We start from the raw sequence: 18,078 nt of genomic DNA on the forward strand, positions 1-18,078 counted from the left end.
CGGCCGACTGTCGGCCTCATGTCGGCGATTCTGCGTATAGCGCGAACCGTGCGTTTACCTATCCGCGACATTGACATACTTATCGCGACCAGCCCCCAACCACCGGGCCTTGCGCGTCGGGAACAGATTGCACCATGTCGCCCATGGATAAGGTTCGGGGCAGCGCCGGCCCCACACTCGCCTCACACAAGACGACTTCTTTACACCTTGCGTAGCAACCGTTTTGCAGCACACCTGATCAGCCACTTTCGCCGGCCACGCAGAGGGCCATGAGGATTACATCGATGGACGTCACCGCAAAAATCAGCCTGGGCGATCCGCTGGAACCCGCACGCAAGGCCACCGCGCAAATGCTTCAGGAGCGCGAACGCACCTTTTCGCTGCCGCAGCCGTTCTACAGTGACGAGCGGCTGTTCGATATCGACATGCAGGAAATTTTCCAGAAAGAGTGGTTGATCGCTGGCATGACCTGCGAGATCCCGGCCAAGGGCAATTACCTGACCCTGCAGGTCGGCAAGAATCCGATCATCGTCATTCGTGGTGCCGAAGGCGTGGTGCATGCGTTCCACAACGTCTGCCGCCACCGTGGTTCGCGCCTGTGCACAAGCGACAAGGGCAAGGTCGCCAAACTGGTCTGCCACTATCACCAGTGGACGTATGAACTGGACGGGCGCCTGCTGTTCGCCGGCACCGAGATGGGCGCCGACTTCGACATGAATCAGTACGGCCTGAAACCGGTGAACGTGAAGACTGCCGGCGGCTACATCTTCATCAGCCTGGCCGAGAATCCGCCGGCCATCGATGACTTCCTGTCGACGCTCAACCATTACATGGAACCGTACGACATGGAGAACACCAAGGTGGCGATCACCACCACCTTGATGGAAAAGGCCAACTGGAAACTGGTGCTGGAAAACAACCGCGAGTGCTACCACTGCAACGCGTCGCACCCGGAGCTGCTGAAAACCCTGCTGGAATGGGACGACGTCACCGACCCGCGCGCCGATCAGGCGTTCAAGGATCACGTCGCCGCCTCCGCCGCCGCCTGGGAAGCCGAGAAGATCCCTTACGCCCACGCCAGTTTCGGCCTGCGCAACCGCATCGTGCGCATGCCGCTGCTCAAGGGCACTGTGTCGATGACTCTCGATGGCAAACAGGGCTGCGCCAAACTGATGGGCCGGATCAAGAACCCGGATCTGGGTTCGATGCGCATCCTGCACCTGCCGCACTCGTGGAACCACTGCATGGGCGACCACATCATCGTCTTCACCGTGTGGCCGATCAGCGCCCAGGAAACCATGGTCACTACCAAATGGCTGGTACACAAAGACGCGGTGGAAGGCGTCGATTACGACGTCGAGCGCATGCGCCAGGTGTGGGACGCCACCAACGACCAGGATCGCCGGCTGGCCGAAGAAAACCAGCGCGGAATCAACTCCACCGCCTACCAGCCGGGGCCTTACTCCAAGACTTACGAGTTTGGCGTGGTCAACTTCGTGGACTGGTACAGCGAGCGGATGCTGAACAACCTCGGGGCTGAGCCTGCACCTTATCTCAAAGGCGTCCCGGTTCAGGGCTGATCAAGATCCAGGATCGCAGCCTGCGGCAGCTCCTACAGGTGGAACGCACTCCCTTGTAGGAGCGAGCCTGCTCGCGATAGCAATCTCACATTCGACACAACCCGCCTGGTTGAACAATTTCTGATCAACCACCCCGGCCCCCATACCCACCAAGCCCCCCAGCCTTCCGCAAACAAGTTATCCACATACCCACCCACAGCTAATGGGGGTAACTGTGGATGAGTCTTGAAATATCTTGCTGATTCACAAAGAAAAACCGTGACTTATTCGGAATCACGGTTTCAGAAAACGATTGCCTGTTTTTTGATCAGCCAGCTGCAAGCCACGGATTTAACGGTCTGTAGCGGGCAGCAAACACGTTATCCACAGAAGCACCAACAGAGATCGGGGGTAACTCTGGCTTCGCTGTGGAAAAGCGGATCCGGCTGTGGAAAAACGCTCGCTAATGAGGTGCTCACCGTAGAAAAGCGTCACTTGATCAATAATTGAGCAAATCTCTGTAAACCCCGGTTCATATGTCCTGCAGCCGTTAGCGAACATCTTATCCACAGAAGCGCCAACAGAGATTGGGGGCAAGTTTTCGCGTTACTCAAAGAAAAAAGCCCTGAAAATCCGTCACTTAAGCTGGCTGTTTTTTGATCGAAAGCTCGCAGGGCTTGATGGGCGAGGCCTGCAGGGAGGGGCGAACATGTTATCCACAGCTTCGCCAACAGGGAATGTGCGTAAGCCGCGATATCGCGATTGCACATCTCGTAGGAGCTGACGAGTGAAACGAGGCTGCGATCTTTTGATTTTTAGAATCAAGGTCAAAAGATCGCAGCCTCGTTTCACTCGTCAGCTCCTACAGAGGGTTGGCGGGGTTTCAGCGGACTACGCCTTCTTCGATAAGGAGCTTAAGGATCGCTTCAGCACCCGCCTGCGCAGTCACGCCCTTGAGCACTTGCCCACCGCCGCCACTGGCCTTGGCCGTCGCTGCCTTCATCCGGTCGGCGCCGCTCTTGGCCTTGATCACCTTCAGGCGCTTGGGCCGAGGCTTGGCCGGCTGCAGTGTGGCGCTGGCCAGAAGCTGGTCTTGCACCACTTCAACGTCATCGGCGGCCAACTCGCCACGCCGCGCCGGGCCATAGGCACTCTGTCGAGGTTTCGGTGCGGCGTTATCCACAGTTGCCAGAAACGGCAGTTTCACCTTCAATCGCCGCCGCTGGCCACGGGGCAACGCTTGCAGCACCAGCGCCGAACCGTCATTGATCGACTCGACCTGCGCCAGGCCCACCACCAGTGGCCAGCCCAACCCCTCGGCCAGCAGAAAGGGCAACATCCCCGAGCCTTCGCCGGTTTCCGCCTGACTGCCGGTCAACACCACCTGCGCCCCGGCGTCGCGCAGATACGTGGTCAGCGCGGGCAAGGCATCGGCCCCCGCTGGTTGTTCCAGCACATGCAGCTGTTCCAGGCCCATGCCCAGATACGCGCGCAGTGCCGGTTCCGCAACGTCGCCGGCGTGCAGCACTTGCAGGTTTTCCCCAGCCAGTTGCAGACCCAGCTCCACCGCGCGCGCGTCTTGATCGGCGCGGCGCGGACGACCGGAGGTCGGGTGGGCGCCGATGGAGACGAGGCTGATCACGTTAGTGCTCATAACTGTTTTCCTTATGCCGCGTCGCGTCGGCCGTCGTTGCGGTAAGCCTCTACCGCTTCGATCAGGGCCTGCAGAATCTCTGCGCTTTCGCCGATCACCGAGAGGTCGGCGCGTTTGATCATGTCGCAACCCGGATCGAGGTTGATCGCCACCACCTTGTCGCAGGCACCGATGCCTTGCAGGTGCTGAATCGCCCCGGAAATGCCCACCGCGACATATACCCGCGCGGTGACCCAGGTGCCGGACGCGCCGACCTGGCGATCGCGAGCCATGAAGCCATCGTCGACCGCCACGCGGGAAGCGCCTTCGGTGGCGCCCAGTGCGGCGGCAGTCTGGTGGAACAGCGTCCAGTCCTTGACGCCATTGCCGCCGGAGAAAATAAACTCGGCTTCGGCCATCGGGATCGCCGCCGGGTCGACCGCCACCGCGCCGAGATCTTCGATTCGCGACAGGCTGCGTGCAACGCTTGTGGATAACTCCACCGGCAACGCTTCATGACGGGTTTCGCTGACCGGTTCGGCGCATTCGGCAGCGGCGAGAATCAAACGCGCCATCGGCCGCGCCAGATCTTGCAGCCCGGCGCCAGCGCGGCCGATGCACTCCTGATCCTTGACCTGCCACACCCGTGTTGCCGGGCGTTCGCCCAATGCAGCCGCAAAGCGCCGACCCAGTTCGCCGCCACCGCTGCGGCTGTCCGGCAGCAACCAGTGCCGCGGGTTGAACTGGTTATCCACAGCGCGCAGACCCTGCACCCGTTGTTCCGGTGCATAACCGCTGAATTCTTCGCCTTCGAGCACCAGCAAGCGATCAACGCCCGCCGTCGCAAACGCATTTTCCTTATGCTCGCCGAACACCACGGCGAGCACCGCACCGTCCGTGCCGGCCAGCTGATGGGCGAGGCCGAGCAAGTCGCGATCGTGGCTGCTCAGGCGCCCACCGACCATGTCCGGCACCACGCTGATGTAGAACGCCGGCGTCGGCACCTGATGCAGCGGCAATTGCACTTCAACCGCAGCCGAGCGCTTGACCGCCCCGCCCTGCTGCGCGCCGCTGCGGTCGATCCGCTTGAGGCCGTTGGGGCCGATAAAGCCCACACCGTGCGGGTTCTTGCGGATGACCCCGTTGGGGCCCATCCAGCTGTGTTGCGCCGGTTGCATCGCTGCATGCAGCGGATGCAGACGGTTACGCGCAATCCATTCGGCGCGCGGGTCGCGGCGGATAATGTCGCTCATCAATGCACCTCCGCAGGTTCACGTTTGGCCGGGGTGGCAGGCTTGCTCGGCGCGGCATCTTCGAGCAACGCGTCGGCCACCAGTTCGGCGATGTCCTTGATCAGCGGACGCGGTTCGACCACACCTTCAAGCATCGCCGTGCACTGTGGACAACCCACCGCCACCAGTTCGGCGCCGGTCTCGCGGATGTCTTCCATGCGCATGTCGGGGATACGCTGCTTGCCCGGAATATCAGTGATCGGCGCACCGCCGCCACCGCCGCAGCAACGCGAACGGAAGCCGGAACGCTGCATCTCTTTGACTTCAATGCCGAGCGCGCGCAGCACTTCACGCGGCGCCTCATACTCGCCGTTGTAGCGGCCGAGGTAGCAAGGATCGTGATAGGTCACGCTGTTGCCTTTGTGCTGCCCCAGAGCAAGCGCGCCGGCCTGGATGATCTCGGCCATGTAGGTGCTGTGATGCTGCACCAGGTAGTTGCCGTCGAAGGCACCGTACTCGTTTTTCAGCACATGGAAACTGTGCGGATCGCAGGTGACGATGCGGTTGAAGCTGTACTTGGCCAGGGTCTGGATGTTGCGCCTGGCGAGCAGCTGGAACGTCGCTTCATCGCCCAGACGCCGCGCCACATCACCGCTGTCGCGCTCTTCGAGGCCGAGCACGGCGAAGTCGATCTTCGCCGCCTTCAGCACTTTGACGAAGGCGCGCAGGGTGCGCTGGTTGCGCATGTCGAAGGCGCCGTCGCCAACCCAGAACAGCACGTCGGTGGATTTCTTCTCGCTGAGCAGGTTGAGGTTCAGATCCGCTGCCCAGTTCATCCGCCCGCCCGGAGCGAAACCGCCGGGGTTGTCAGTGGCGATCAGGTTTTCGAGGACTTCGGCGCCCTTGTTCGGCGTCGCGCCTTTTTCCAGGGTCAGGTGACGGCGCATGTCGACGATCGCATCGACATGCTCGATCATCATCGGGCATTCCTCGACACAGGCACGGCAGGTGGTGCACGACCACAGGGTTTCGGCGTCGACCAGACCGTTGACGATCGGCTGATGCGGATTGCCGCCGTGTTCGCCCACAGGTTTGCCCGGATAGGGGCTGCCGGCAAACTTCGCATCGGTGCCGCCCGCGAGGCCGACGACCATGTCCTGAATCAGTTTTTTCGGATTCAACGGCTGGCCGGCGGCGAAGGCCGGGCACGCCGCTTCGCACTTGCCGCACTGCACACAGGCGTCGAAACCGAGCAGTTGGTTCCAAGTGAAATCCTTGGGTTTTTCCACGCCCAGCGGCGCATCGGGATTGTTCAGGTCCAGCGGTTTCAAACCGGTCGAGCGCCCGCCACCAAAACGTTCCGGGCGACGGTGCCAGGCAAGGTGCAGGGCACCGGCAAAGGCGTGCTTCATCGGCCCGCCCCAGGTCATGCCGAAGAACAGTTCCGACACGCCCCACAGCACGCCGACACCGAGAATCGCTGCGAGCACCCAGCCGCCGAAGTTTTCCGGGAGGATCCCCGCCACCGGCAAGGTCACCAGGAAAAACGAAGCCGAGAACGCCAGCAGGCTTTTCGGCAGGCGCATCCACGGGCCTTTCGACAGACGCGCTGGCGGGTTGATGCGGCGCAGGTACATGAAGATCGCGCCGACGAACATCACCGCCGACATCAGCAGCAAGGCGTAGCCGAGGATGCGGTTGTGCAGGCCAAAACCGTGCACCAGAATGGCCAGCACGATCGACGCCACCGCACCGCCCGCCGTGGCGACGTGGGTATTGGCAATGTATTTGTCCCGCGCCACCACATGGTGCAAGTCGACCATGTAGCGCTTGGGCATGGCCAGCAGACCGCCGAGCAGATCGACCTTCGCCGCCCGCCCCCGGCGCCACATGTTCATCCGCCGCAGCGCGCCAAGGACAGCAAGGCCCAGAGCCGCGAACAACAGGATTGGAAGAAGGGTGTTCAACATAGGTGTTGCTCCCAAAGACCTCGGGGTCATTTGTGCGCTGGCAAGAGCAACGCACCTACCTGTGGCGAGGGAGCTTGCTCCCGCTGGAGTGCGAAGCGCTCCCAATACAGTCGCCGGTATATGCCTGATACACCGCGACTACAGATTTGGGGCCGCTTCGCAGCCCAGCGGGAGCAAGCTCCCTCGCCACAGGTGATCGTGGTGATGCCGTTTAGAAATCCTTGCACAGCCGCAAGGCGTCATAGATCGCGGCGTGGGTATTACGCTGCGCCACGCAGTCGCCGATGCGGAACAGCAAGTAGCCGTCGCCCGCCTCGCTCAGCGACGGTTGCGGCTGGATCGCAAACAGCGCTTCGACGTCGATCTGGCCCTTGTTGCGCGAGCCGTCCTTGAGGGCGTAGTAGATTTCCTCGTCCGGGCGCACGCCGTTTTCGACGACCACCTGATCGACCACCCGCTCCTCTTTCGCGCCGGTGTATTCGTTCTCCAGCACCGCCACCAGTTTGTCGCCTTCGCGGTAGACCTTCTCCAGCATCATGTCGCCGGTCATGATCACTTCTTTCGGATACATGCTGCGGTAGTAGGTCGGAAACGACGTGCCGCCGATGGCCACGCCCGGTTTGATGTCATCGGTGACGATCTCGACCTGGCTGCCCTTGTCGGCAAGGAAGTCGGCCACCGACATCCCGGTGAACTCGCAGATGGTGTCGTAGACCAGCACGTTCTTGCCCGGCGCAACCTTGCCGTCGAGCACGTCCCAGCTGCTGACCACCAGCCCTTCGGCGGCGCCCCAGTGTTCGTTCTGCTCAAGGTACGGATGTCCACCGACCGCCAGCACCACGACATCCGGACGCAGGTCCATGATGGTGTCGGCATCCGCCGCCGTGCCCAGGCGCAGATCGACTTTCAGCCGCGCCAGTTCCAGCTGGAACCAGCGGGTGATGCCGGCAATCTGATCGCGCTGCGGCGCTTTCGATGCAGTAGTGATCTGCCCGCCGATAAAGTCTTTTTTCTCGAACAGGGTCACGTCGTGGCCACGCTCGGCGGCCACGCGTGCCGCTTCCATTCCGGCCGGGCCGGCACCGACGATCACCACCTTGCGTTTCGGCCCGGTGGATTTCTCGATGATGTGCGGCACGCCCATGTACTCACGGGAGGTCGCGGCGTTCTGGATGCACAGCACATCCAGGCCCTGGTACTGGCGGTCGATGCAGTAGTTGGCGCCGACACACTGCTTGATCTGATCGATCTGGCCCATCTTGATCTTGGCGATCAGGTGCGGGTCAGCGATGTGCGCACGGGTCATGCCGACCATGTCGACGTAACCGCCCTCGAGAATCCGCGTGGCCTGGTTCGGGTCCTTGATGTTCTGCGCGTGCAGTACCGGCACCTTGACCACTTCCTTGATCCCGGCGGCCAGGTGCAGAAACGGCTCCGGTGGATAACTCATGTTCGGAATGACGTTGGCCAGGGTGTTGTGGGTATCGCACCCCGAACCGACGACGCCGATGAAATCGAGCATGCCGGTGTCGTCGTAATACTTGGCGATCTGCTTCATGTCTTCGTGAGACAGACCGTCCGGGTGGAACTCGTCACCGCAGATACGCATGCCCACGCAGAAGTCGTCACCGACCTCGGCGCGCACCGCTTTCAAGACTTCCAGACCGAACTTCATCCGGCCTTCGAAGCTGCCGCCCCATTCGTCGGTGCGCTTGTTGACACGCGGGCTCCAGAACTGGTCGATCATGTGCTGGTGCACGGCCGACAGCTCAACGCCGTCCAGACCACCGGCCTTGGCCCGGCGCGCGGCCTGGGCGTAGTTGCCGATCACCCGCCAGATCTCTTCCGGCTCGATGGTCTTGCAGGTGGCGCGGTGCACCGGTTCACGGATGCCCGACGGCGACATCAGGGTTGGCCAGTGGAAACCGTCCCAGCGCGAGCGGCGGCCCATGTGGGTAATCTGGATCATGATCTTGGCGCCATGCTTGTGCATGGCGTCGGCGAGATTCTGAAAGTGCGGAATGATCCGGTCGGTCGACAGGTTGACCGAACTCCACCATTGCTGCGGGCTGTCGATGGCGACCACCGACGAACCGCCGCAGATGGCCAGGCCGATGCCGCCCTTGGCTTTCTCTTCGTAGTATTTGACGTAGCGCTCGGTGGTCATGCCGCCGTCAGTCGCGTAGACCTCGGCGTGCGCGGTGCTGAGCACGCGGTTGCGGATGGTCAGTTTGCCAATTTGAATTGGCTGGAACATTGCTTCGAAAGCCATGGCGGGTTCCTCGACTTACAACGGCTTGACGATGAACAGGCCGTCATCGTGGCCCTCTTCGGAGCCTCCGTAGACTTGTTCGGCCACAGTACGAATCTGGCTGCCACGGGCTTCGAGAATCTGATCCATGGCCCCGGCAAACCAGCCGGTGAACATGTAGTCGACCTTGCGCCCGACTTTGCCGTAGACATACACAAATGCGGAGTGCTCAAGCTTGACGCTGGCGGTGCCTTTGTCCAGATCGATGTCCTGAATCTTGAACAGGCCCCAGCCGCGCTGCGACAGGCGCTTCATGTAGTGCTCGAACACCGCGATGCCTTCCAGGCCGTGGCATTCGGCTTCCTTTTCGCACCAGTGCCAGGCGGATTTGTAGCCGGCCTTGTAGAGGATTTCCGCATAGGCTTCGGCGCCCAGCACTTCCTCGATGCCCATGTGGTTGTTGACAAAAAAGTGACGCGGCACATAGAGCATTGGCAGGGCGTCGGAGGTCCAGACACCGGTCTCGCTGTCGACTTCGATAGGCAATTGCGGGGCGATCTTGGCCATGGAAACTTAACTCCAGAAAATTTTGTGTGTTGCCCCCGGCGCGGATGGCCGGGAGAAAGAATTCAGAAGTGCGGCGGCTTATTCGCCCCAGACATCTTTCAGAACGTTCACCCAGTTCTCACCCATGATCTTGCGCACCACACGCTCGGAATGGCCGCGCTTGAGCAGGGTTTCGGTGAGGTTGGGGAATTCGCCGACCGTGCGGATGCCCAGCGGGTTGATGATCTTGCCGAAGCTGGTCAGGCGGCGGGCGTAGCCTTTGTCGTGGGTCAGGTATTCGAAGAAATCCTGGCCGTGACCCTGGGTGAAATCGGTGCCGATGCCGATGGCGTCTTCGCCGACGATGTTCATGGTGTATTCGATGGCTTCGGCGTAATCGTCGATGGTCGAATCGATGCCCTTGGCGAGGAACGGCGCAAACATGGTCACGCCGACGAAACCGCCGTGGTCGGCAATGAACTTCAGTTCCGCGTCAGACTTGTTGCGCGGGTGCTCTTTGAGACCCGACGGCAGGCAGTGGGAATAGCACACCGGTTTTTTCGACTCGAGGATGACTTCTTCGGAAGTCTTGGAACCGACGTGGGACAGGTCGCACATGACGCCGACGCGGTTCATCTCGGCAACGATTTCGCGCCCGAAACCCGACAGGCCGCCGTCGCGTTCGTAGCAACCGGTGCCGACCAGATTCTGGGTGTTGTAGCACATCTGCACGATACCGACGCCGAGCTGCTTGAACACCTCGACATAGCCGATCTGGTCTTCGAACGCGTGGGCATTCTGGAAGCCGAAGAGAATGCCGGTCTTGCCCTGCTCCTTGGCGCGACGGATGTCGGCGGTAGTACGCACCGGCATCACCAGGTCGCTGTTTTCGCGGATCAGCTTCTGGCTGGCAGCAATGTTGTTCACGGTCGCCTGAAAGCCTTCCCACACCGACACAGTGCAGTTGGCTGCCGTCAGACCGCCCTTGCGCATGTCTTCGAACAGCTCGCGGTTCCATTTGGCAATGATCAGACCGTCGATAACGATGCTGTCGGCGTGTAATTCGGCTGGGCTCATCAGGCGTCCCCTTATTGGCGATTCATGCGCCGAATCGTCTGCCGGCGCTTTGGGGCCAGCATATGCCTCGGTGCCGGGGCGACCGGGTGCAAAAACGACAGGGGAATTGCCGAAAGCGTCAATCCGCGACAAAGGGTCGTCGGCCGCCCTCCTCCGCTGGCTGTTCAAGCCCGCGCGCTTGCGCCAGAATCTGCCGCAGCCTGCACACACCAACGGATTAGAGCGACCCCCATGAAATCAATGTTCCTCGCCCTGGCACTGATTGCGACCGGCGTCCACGCCGCCGAAGAATCCGAGAACAACCCGTGCGACGCGGTGGAAAACGACATCCAGACCCTGGAATGCTCGACCTACAGCCGCACCACCGCCGAAGACCTGCTCAAGGACAACTACGCCAGCCTGACCGAACGCATGCAGGCCGCGTACGGCAAGAACCCGACGCAACTGGCCGACATCACCGCCAAACTGAAAACCGCCCAGCAACAATGGCTGAAAACCCGCGATGCCGATTGCGCGGTGGAAGCGTTTCCTGCGACGGCGGGGAGTAAAGCGTTCACCATTGCGCAGAATGATTGTGTGGCGCGGATGAGTGACGAGCGGTCGGAGTTTTTGGAGTCGATTGGGCAGGAATAAGATACAAAGGATAAATCAATGATTCCTCATGAAGTGGTCAGCCAAATGGTTGACGGCGCGACACCGATCCGTGCTTGGCGCGAACATCTCAACCTGACGCAGGAAGAAGTGGCGAAGCGCATGGGCATCTCGCAACCGGCGTTTGCCCAGCAGGAAACAGTCGCCAAGCCGCGCAAGGCCACCCGCGAGAAAATTGCCGCCGCGTTCGGCATCACAGCCAGTCAGCTTGAGCTGTAGGCTGCCCTCTTTATTCAAAGGAATTCCCATGAACATCTGCGGCATTGAAATCAAAGGCAGCGAAGCGATCATCGCCGTGGCGGCGCTCGACGGTTCGACCTTGAGCCACGTCCCTCTCGCCACGAAGAAGATTGCTCTGGATGACGATGACGAGGCGGCGAACGTGCGGCGGTTCGCGGCGCAGGTGGCGTCGTTCGTGCGGGAGAACTCGGTGGACCGGATTGCGATCAAGAAGCGCAGCAAGAAGGGTGAGTTTGCCGGTGGGCCGACGACGTTCAAGATCGAGGGCGTGTTTCAGTTGCTTGATGGTTGTGAGGTGACGCTGTTGTCGCCGCAGACGATCAATGCTCAGGCGAAGAAGCACAATTTCGAGCTGCCGGGGACGTTGAACAAGTATCAGCATGAGGCGTACAAGGCGGCGTGTTCGGCGTTGGTGAAGAAGTAACCCTCTCTCAGGCGCCGGAAATTAAATGTGGGAGCGAGCCTGCTCGCGAATGCAATGTGTCAGGCAACACCATTGTTGAATGACAGACCGCATTCGCGAGCAGGCTCGCTCCCACATTTGTTTCATTCAGGCCTGCGCGGTACGCCGATCCTCGCGCGGGCAGCGGGCAAACCTGGCGCGATAGCTGCGCGTAAAATACGACGGTGACTCGAAGCCACAGGCAATGCTGACTTCGAGCACGCTCATGTCGGTCTGGCGCAACAGCTGCCGAGCCTTTTCCAGCCTTAACCGCAGATAAAAATTGCTCGGCGTATCGTTCAGGTGCAGCCGGAACAAGCGCTCCAGCTGCCGCCGCGTCACCTTGATCGACTCCGCCAGCTGCAGCGTGGTCAGCGGCGGTTCGCTGTGCTGTTCCATCTCGCCGATCACCTGCACCAGTTTCTTGTTGCTGATGCCGTAGCGCGTGGCGACTTCCATGCGCTGGTGGTCTTTGCGCGGGCGGATGCGCCCGAGCACAAACTGCTCGCTGACCTGAATCGCCAGTTGCGGGCCGTGAGCCTGGGCGATCAGGTCGAGCATCAGATCAATCGACGCCGTGCCACCGGCCGAAGTGATCCGCCGCCGGTCAATCTCGAACAGCTCCTGGGTGACGCTGAGCTGTGGATAAGACTCCCTGAACGCATCAATCGCCTCCCAGTGCAGAGTCAGGCGATGGCCATCGAGCAGGCCTGCTTCGGCGAGGACGAAGCTGCCGGTGTCGATGGCGCCGAGGGTCACGCCGTCCTTGTCCAGCCTGCGCAACCAATGCTCCAGTGTCGGCGTGATGAATTTCAGCGGTTCGAACCCGGCCACCACCAACAACGTCGCGCCTTTCTTCAGCGGCTCCAGCGCCGCATCGGCGTTGACCGACATGCCATTGCTTGCCAGTACCGCGCCGCCATCGGCGCTGAGCACATGCCAGCGGTACAGCTCGCCGCGAAAGCGGTTGGCCACACGCAGCGGTTCGATGGCGGAGATAAAGCCGATGGCAGAAAACCCCGGCATCAGCAAAAAGTAGAAATCCTGGGACATGGACGCACTCGGTTGGCGGACGCGTGGCTCGTTGATACGCCGATTGTCGGCGCCGTTCAAGCGTGCAGGTCGCTACAGTGCAAATGCCAGTCGCCGCAGTGCGTTTTCATGGGCGTATAGCTGCGTAACTTTGCATCACCGGCACGCCAGATGCCGGAACTCACAATAAACGACCTGCCGAGGAACCCGACATGAAACGACTGATCAGCAGCTGTGTTCTTGCACTCAGCGGTACCGCTTTCTTCAGCGCCGGCGTCATGGCCGCCGAACCCGCATCCTGCAAGAACGTACGCATGGGCGTGGTCAACTGGACCGACGTGATCGCCACCAGTGCCATGACTCAGGTCCTGCTCGACGGCCTCGGCTACAACACCAAACAGACCAGCGCCTCCCAGCAAATCATCTTCGCCGGGATTCGCGATCAGCGGCTGGACCTGTTCCTCGGCTACTGGAATCCGCTGATGACCCAGACCATTACCCCGTTCGTCGAGGCCAATCAGGTAAAAGTGCTCGATGCACCAAGCCTGAAAGATGCCCGCGCCACCCTCGCCGTGCCAACGTATCTGGCCGACAAGGGCCTGAAAACCTTCGCCGACATCGCCAAGTTCGAGAAAGAACTGGGCGGCAAGATCTACGGCATCGAGCCAGGCTCGGGCGCCAACACGCAGATCAAGGCGATGATCGCCAAGAACCAGTTCGGTCTGGGCAAATTCCAGCTTGTCGAATCGAGCGAGGCCGGCATGCTCGCCGCCGTCGACCGCGCCGTGCGCCGCAAGGAAGCCGTGGTGTTCTTCGGCTGGGCGCCGCACCCGATGAACGTCAACATCCAGATGACCTATCTGACCGGCAGCGAAGATGCCCTCGGCCCGAACGAGGGCATGGCCACGGTGTGGACGGTCACTTCACCGAAATACGCCGAGCAGTGCCCGAACATCGGCCGCCTGCTGACCAACCTGACCTTCACCGCCGAAGCCGAGAGCCGGATGATGCAGCCGCTGCTCGATCACAAGGACGCCTTTGAATCGGCGAAGCAGTGGCTCAAGGATCACCCCGAAGACAAACAGCGCTGGCTCGAAGGTGTGACGACTTTCGATGGCAAACCGGCGGCTGAAAACCTGCAGTTGACCAGCAAATAACTCACCACGAATTGACGCTTCGCAGCCCCGCAACGGGCTGCGGACAGACCCATCACGCCTGAAGGAAACGCACCATGAACCACGACGTCATCATCACCTGCGCACTTACCGGTGCTGGCGACACGACCGCCAAGAGCCCGCATGTGCCGGTCACCCCGAAACAGATCGCCGCCGCAGCGGTGGAAGCCGCCAAGGCCGGCGCCACCGTGGTGCACTGCCATGTGCGCGATCCGCAGACCGGCAAGTTCAGCCGCGACGTCGCGTTGTACCGCGAAGTCATGGAGCGCATCCGTGAGGCGGACGTCGACATCATCGTCAACCTCACCGCCGGCATGGGCGGCGACCTGGAAATCGGTGCCGGCGAAAACCCGATGGAGTTTGGCCCGAACACCGACCTGGTCGGGCCGTTGACCCGCCTGGCGCACGTGGAAGAACTGCTGCCGGAAATCTGCACCCTCGATTGCGGCACGCTGAATTTCGGCGACGGCGACACCATTTACGTCTCCACGCCGGCGCAACTGCGCGCCGGCGCCAAGCGCATTACCGAGCTGGGCGTGAAAGCCGAGCTGGAGATCTTCGACACCGGGCATCTGTGGTTCGCCAAGCAGATGATCAAGGAAGGCTTGCTCGACAACCCGCTGTTCCAGCTGTGCCTGGGTATCCCTTGGGGCGCGCCGGCCGACACCACGACCATGAAGGCCATGGTCGACAACCTGCCGGCCGATGCGGTGTGGGCCGGATTCGGCATTGGCCGCATGCAGATGCCGATGGCGGCGCAAGCGGTGCTGCTCGGCGGCAACGTGCGGGTCGGGCTGGAGGACAACCTGTGGCTGGACAAAGGCGTACTCGCGACCAATGGGCAATTGGTTGAGCGTGCCACGGAGATCCTCAGCCGCCTCGGCGCCCGCGTGCTCACACCGGCAGAAGGCCGCAGGAAAATGGGCCTGACCCAGCGCGGCTGACTCCATCACCCACTTCATCTGTAGGAGCTGCCGAAGGCTGCGATCTTTTGACTTTGATTTTCTAAAAGCAAGATCAAAAGATCGCAGCCTTCGGCAGCTCCTACAGGGTTCTTCGAACTCTTCAGGACATCGCCATGCGCTTTATCACCGAAATCAAAACCTTCGCTGCCCTGGGCAGCGGTGTCATCGGCAGTGGCTGGGTCGCCCGTGCGCTCGCCCATGGCCTCGACGTCGTGGCCTGGGATCCGGCGCCCGGCGCCGAAGCCGCACTGCGCCAACGCGTGGCCAATGCCTGGGGCGCGCTGGAGAATAACGGCCTGGCACCGGGCGCCTCCCAGGAGCGTCTGCGCTTTGTTGCGACCATCGAGGAATGCGTGCGCGATGCCGATTTCATTCAGGAAAGCGCTCCGGAGCGGCTGGAGCTGAAACTCGATCTGCACAGCAAGATCAGCGCAGCCGCCAAGCCAGACGCGCTGATTGGCTCAAGCACTTCGGGCCTGTTGCCCAGCGAGTTCTATGAGAGCTCGACGCACCCTGAACGTTGCGTGGTCGGGCATCCGTTCAACCCGGTGTATCTGTTACCGCTGGTGGAAGTGGTCGGCGGCAAGCACACCGCGCCCGAGGCAGTTCAAGCGGCGATGCAAGTCTACGAATCACTCGGCATGCGCCCGTTGCATGTGCGCAAGGAAGTGCCGGGGTTCATTGCTGACCGCTTGCTTGAAGCGCTATGGCGTGAGGCGCTGCATCTGGTCAACGACGGCGTGGCGACGACCGGCGAGATCGACGATGCGATCCGTTTTGGCGCTGGCCTGCGCTGGTCGTTCATGGGCACGTTCCTGACTTATACCCTAGCCGGCGGCGATGCCGGCATGCGCCACTTCATGTCGCAATTCGGCCCGGCGTTGCAGTTGCCGTGGACCTATCTGCCGGCGCCGGAGCTGACCGACAAGTTGATCGATGATGTGGTGGATGGCACCACTGAACAGCTTGGCCGCCACAGCATTTCGGCGCTGGAGCGCTACCGTGATGATTGCCTGCTGGCGGTGCTCGAAGCGGTGAAGAGCACGAAAGAGAAGCACGGGATGAGTTTCAGCGAATAAACGCAGCCCCCTGTGGCGAGGGAGCTTGCTCCCGCTCGGCCGCGAAGCGGTCGTAAAACCAGCGAGTGCGGCCTGGCTGACACACCGCGTCACGAGGTTTCGGGACTGCTGCGCAGTCCAGCGGGAGCAAGCTCCCTCGCCACAAGTGTGTATTTCGCCAGCGACCCATGGAGTTCAGCATGCCCCACCTCACCACCTACCAAACCACCATCATCCCCGAATGGGTCGACTACAACGGCCATCTGCGCGATGCCTTCTACCTGTTGATCTTCAGCTACGCCACCGACGCGCTGATGGACCGTCTCGGCATGGACAGCAGCAACCGCGAAGCCAGCGGCCACTCGCTGTTCACCCTTGAGCTGCACCTCAACTACCTGCACGAAGTGAAGCTCGACACCGAAGTCGAAGTACACACGCAGATCATCGGCCACGACAGCAAACGCCTGCACCTCTATCACAACCTGCACAAGGTCGGCGATGAACAAGCGCTGGCCGGCAACGAACAGATGCTCCTGCACGTCGATCTCGCCGGCCCGCGCTCGGCACCGTTCAGCCCCGATACGCTGCATCACCTGCAAGCCATCGTCGCTGATCAAACCGACCTGCCCGCGCCCGCTTACATCGGCCGCGTGATCGCGCTGCCACCTGCCCGGTAAATCCACTAACGCCAAGGAGCCGCCATGAACACTGCCGTAGCTGTTGCCGATTTTCGTACTTATCCGTTGATCAGCGCGCTACGCGGCGTGCAGGGTCTGGCGGATCGCGTTGTCATCGAATGGGCTGACGGTCGTGTCAGCCCGTTTCACCACGTCTGGCTGCGCGACAATTGTCCATGTGATCGCTGCGTCTACAGCGTCACTCGCGAACAGGTATTCGAGAGCATCGATGCCGCCGAGGATCTGCAACCGCGCGCCACATGCATCGACACCGACGGCTGCCTGCGTATCGACTGGCAGGACGGGCACCTCAGCCGCTTCGATCCGGGCTGGTTGCGCGCTCACGCCTATGACGACCAATCCCGCGCCGAACGCCTGGCCGGCAAACCGCAGCCACGTTTGTGGCACAGCGATCTGCAGTTGCCAGTGTTCCAATACTCAGCGCTGATGAACGACAACGCTGCGCTGCTGCAATGGTTGCTCGCCGTGCGTGATATCGGCCTGACCCAAGTGCGCGGCGTGCCCACCGAACCGGGCTCGCTGAAGCTCATTGCGCAGAGGATTTCCTTCATCCGCGAAAGCAACTTCGGCGTGCTGTTCAATGTGCAGTCCAAAGCCGACGCCGACAGCAACGCCTACACCGCCTTCAACCTGCCATTGCACACGGATCTGCCCACTCGCGAGTTGCAACCGGGGCTGCAATTTCTGCATTGCCTGGTGAACGATGCCGAGGGTGGCGAAAGTATTTTCGTCGACGGGTTTGCGATTGCCGATGCCTTGCGCCGTGAAGACCCGGCATCGTTTCAGGCCCTGTGTGAAATCCCCGTGGAGTTTCGCAACAAGGATCGGCACAGCGACTATCGCTGCCTGGCGCCGATCATTGCTGTGGATGCGATGGGCCGGGTTGCGGAGATTCGCATGGCGAACTTTTTGCGCGGAGCGTTCGAGACGTCGGTGGAACAGATGCCAGGCTTGTATCGAGCCTATCGACGCTTCATCGCGATGACCCGCGAGCCGAGGTTTCGGCTGGTGCAGCGCCTCAATCCGGGCGAGTTGTGGTGCTTTGACAACCGCCGCACGCTGCATGCGCGCAATGCATTCGACCCGGCGAGCGGGGCGCGGCATTTTCAGGGCTGCTATGTCGACCGGGATGAGTTGTTGTCGCGCATTTTGGTGTTACAACGCTAGACCGCGTAATCGTTCTTCGCGAGCAGGCTCGCTCCCACATTTAACCGCATGCCCCTGAATGAACGCGGCCGCCTGTGGGAGCGAGCCTGCTCGCGAAAGCGTCAGCGGGAACAACAAATCTCTGACTGATTCACCGGCAAAAAAAACTCCGATCAAGCCGTGACAGGATCGGAGCTGAGGAGGGTACTGTTGAGGAGCTGCCAAGCGAGGGTGACCAAACCTTCGTGAAGCGAGCTGGGGCCAGTGTGCCTACTCGCCCATCCAGTCGATTAGCCGAAAACGACCTGTTCATAGTCGTCCCGGCCACCGCGACAAAACGCCCTTGCCGCGTCCGGACGGGGCCACCAGAATCGAGCCAAGACCTCCGTTGCCACAGAAGGAT

The 18,078-nt window shown here is 61.4% G+C and carries 15 protein-coding genes and 1 pseudogene; 9 read left to right on the forward strand and 7 right to left on the reverse strand.

From position 1 onward, the window contains the following. Window positions 1–284 precede the first annotated feature (284 nt). Window positions 285–1,580, forward strand: coding sequence for a glycine betaine monooxygenase oxygenase subunit (gene gbca / locus VNV36_RS07825; protein WP_110646290.1), 1,296 nt, complete (start codon window positions 285–287; stop codon window positions 1,578–1,580). A gap of 862 nt (window positions 1,581–2,442) precedes the next feature. Here gbca and etfB read toward each other — a convergent pair. The 6 genes from etfB to VNV36_RS07855 all read right to left on the reverse strand — a co-directional run bounded on the left by etfB (window position 2,443) and on the right by VNV36_RS07855 (window position 10,268). Continuing rightward, complete coding sequence (gene etfB / locus VNV36_RS07830; protein ID WP_325717265.1) at window positions 2,443–3,213, reverse strand: electron transfer flavoprotein subunit beta; 771 nt, start codon at window positions 3,211–3,213, stop codon at window positions 2,443–2,445. Window positions 3,214–3,224: 11 nt separating this feature from the next. Next, window positions 3,225–4,445: an electron transfer flavoprotein subunit alpha gene (gene etfA, locus VNV36_RS07835; RefSeq protein ID WP_325717266.1), complete on the reverse strand. Its 1,221-nt coding sequence runs from the start codon at window positions 4,443–4,445 to the stop codon at window positions 3,225–3,227. Further along, entirely contained in the window at window positions 4,445–6,394 is a 1,950-nt protein-coding gene (dgcB, locus tag VNV36_RS07840) for a dimethylglycine demethylation protein DgcB (protein WP_325717267.1), read from the reverse strand. Before dgcB ends, etfA begins: the two co-directional genes overlap by 1 nt. 211 nt (window positions 6,395–6,605) lie before the next feature. After that, a complete protein-coding gene (dgcA, locus tag VNV36_RS07845) occupies window positions 6,606–8,666 on the reverse strand; it encodes a dimethylglycine demethylation protein DgcA (protein ID WP_325717268.1) in 2,061 nt (686 codons plus the stop codon). A gap of 15 nt (window positions 8,667–8,681) precedes the next feature. After that, a complete protein-coding gene (locus VNV36_RS07850; protein WP_325717269.1) occupies window positions 8,682–9,212 on the reverse strand; it encodes a 4-vinyl reductase in 531 nt (176 codons plus the stop codon). A gap of 78 nt (window positions 9,213–9,290) precedes the next feature. Beyond that, a complete protein-coding gene (locus VNV36_RS07855; protein WP_007962626.1) occupies window positions 9,291–10,268 on the reverse strand; it encodes a dipeptidase in 978 nt (325 codons plus the stop codon). Between the two features lie 231 nt (window positions 10,269–10,499). On the opposite strand from VNV36_RS07855, the gene VNV36_RS07860 reads away from it, so the two are divergent. The 3 genes and pseudogenes from VNV36_RS07860 to VNV36_RS07870 all read left to right on the forward strand — a co-directional run bounded on the left by VNV36_RS07860 (window position 10,500) and on the right by VNV36_RS07870 (window position 11,583). Beyond that, window positions 10,500–10,901, forward strand: coding sequence for a lysozyme inhibitor LprI family protein (locus VNV36_RS07860; protein ID WP_325717270.1), 402 nt, complete (start codon window positions 10,500–10,502; stop codon window positions 10,899–10,901). A gap of 9 nt (window positions 10,902–10,910) precedes the next feature. Further along, window positions 10,911–11,138 (forward strand): annotated as a pseudogene (gene relB / locus VNV36_RS07865) (type II toxin-antitoxin system RelB family anti-toxin); the annotation flags it as partial. Between the two features lie 28 nt (window positions 11,139–11,166). Further along, on the forward strand, window positions 11,167–11,583 hold the full coding sequence (locus VNV36_RS07870; RefSeq protein WP_016772815.1) for a DUF3010 family protein: 417 nt from the start codon (window positions 11,167–11,169) through the stop codon (window positions 11,581–11,583). 126 nt (window positions 11,584–11,709) lie between these two features. Here VNV36_RS07870 and VNV36_RS07875 read toward each other — a convergent pair whose 3' ends face one another. Further along, entirely contained in the window at window positions 11,710–12,654 is a 945-nt protein-coding gene (locus tag VNV36_RS07875) for a GlxA family transcriptional regulator (RefSeq protein ID WP_325717271.1), read from the reverse strand. A 191-nt stretch (window positions 12,655–12,845) separates the two neighbouring features. On the opposite strand from VNV36_RS07875, the gene VNV36_RS07880 reads away from it, so the two are divergent. From VNV36_RS07880 to VNV36_RS07900, 5 genes are all read left to right on the forward strand, one after another. Next, entirely contained in the window at window positions 12,846–13,790 is a 945-nt protein-coding gene (locus VNV36_RS07880) for a choline ABC transporter substrate-binding protein (protein WP_325717272.1), read from the forward strand. Window positions 13,791–13,864: 74 nt separating this feature from the next. Beyond that, the gene (cdhC, locus tag VNV36_RS07885) at window positions 13,865–14,752 is read left to right on the forward strand and encodes a 3-dehydrocarnitine:acetyl-CoA trimethylamine transferase CdhC (RefSeq protein ID WP_325717273.1); all 888 of its coding nucleotides are present in this window, start codon (window positions 13,865–13,867) and stop codon (window positions 14,750–14,752) included. Window positions 14,753–14,886: 134 nt separating this feature from the next. After that, window positions 14,887–15,852, forward strand: a complete 966-nt coding sequence (locus tag VNV36_RS07890) for an L-carnitine dehydrogenase (protein ID WP_325717274.1) — start codon at window positions 14,887–14,889, stop codon at window positions 15,850–15,852. Window positions 15,853–16,031: 179 nt separating this feature from the next. Further along, window positions 16,032–16,508 (forward strand): thioesterase family protein, encoded by a 477-nt coding sequence (locus VNV36_RS07895; protein WP_325717275.1) that lies wholly within the window; start codon window positions 16,032–16,034, stop codon window positions 16,506–16,508. A 24-nt stretch (window positions 16,509–16,532) separates the two neighbouring features. Continuing rightward, complete coding sequence (locus VNV36_RS07900; RefSeq protein WP_325717276.1) at window positions 16,533–17,696, forward strand: gamma-butyrobetaine dioxygenase; 1,164 nt, start codon at window positions 16,533–16,535, stop codon at window positions 17,694–17,696. Window positions 17,697–18,078 lie beyond the last annotated feature (382 nt).

It is taken from the genome of Pseudomonas sp. (assembly GCF_035554175.1).
GTDB lineage: Bacteria > Pseudomonadota > Gammaproteobacteria > Pseudomonadales > Pseudomonadaceae > Aquipseudomonas.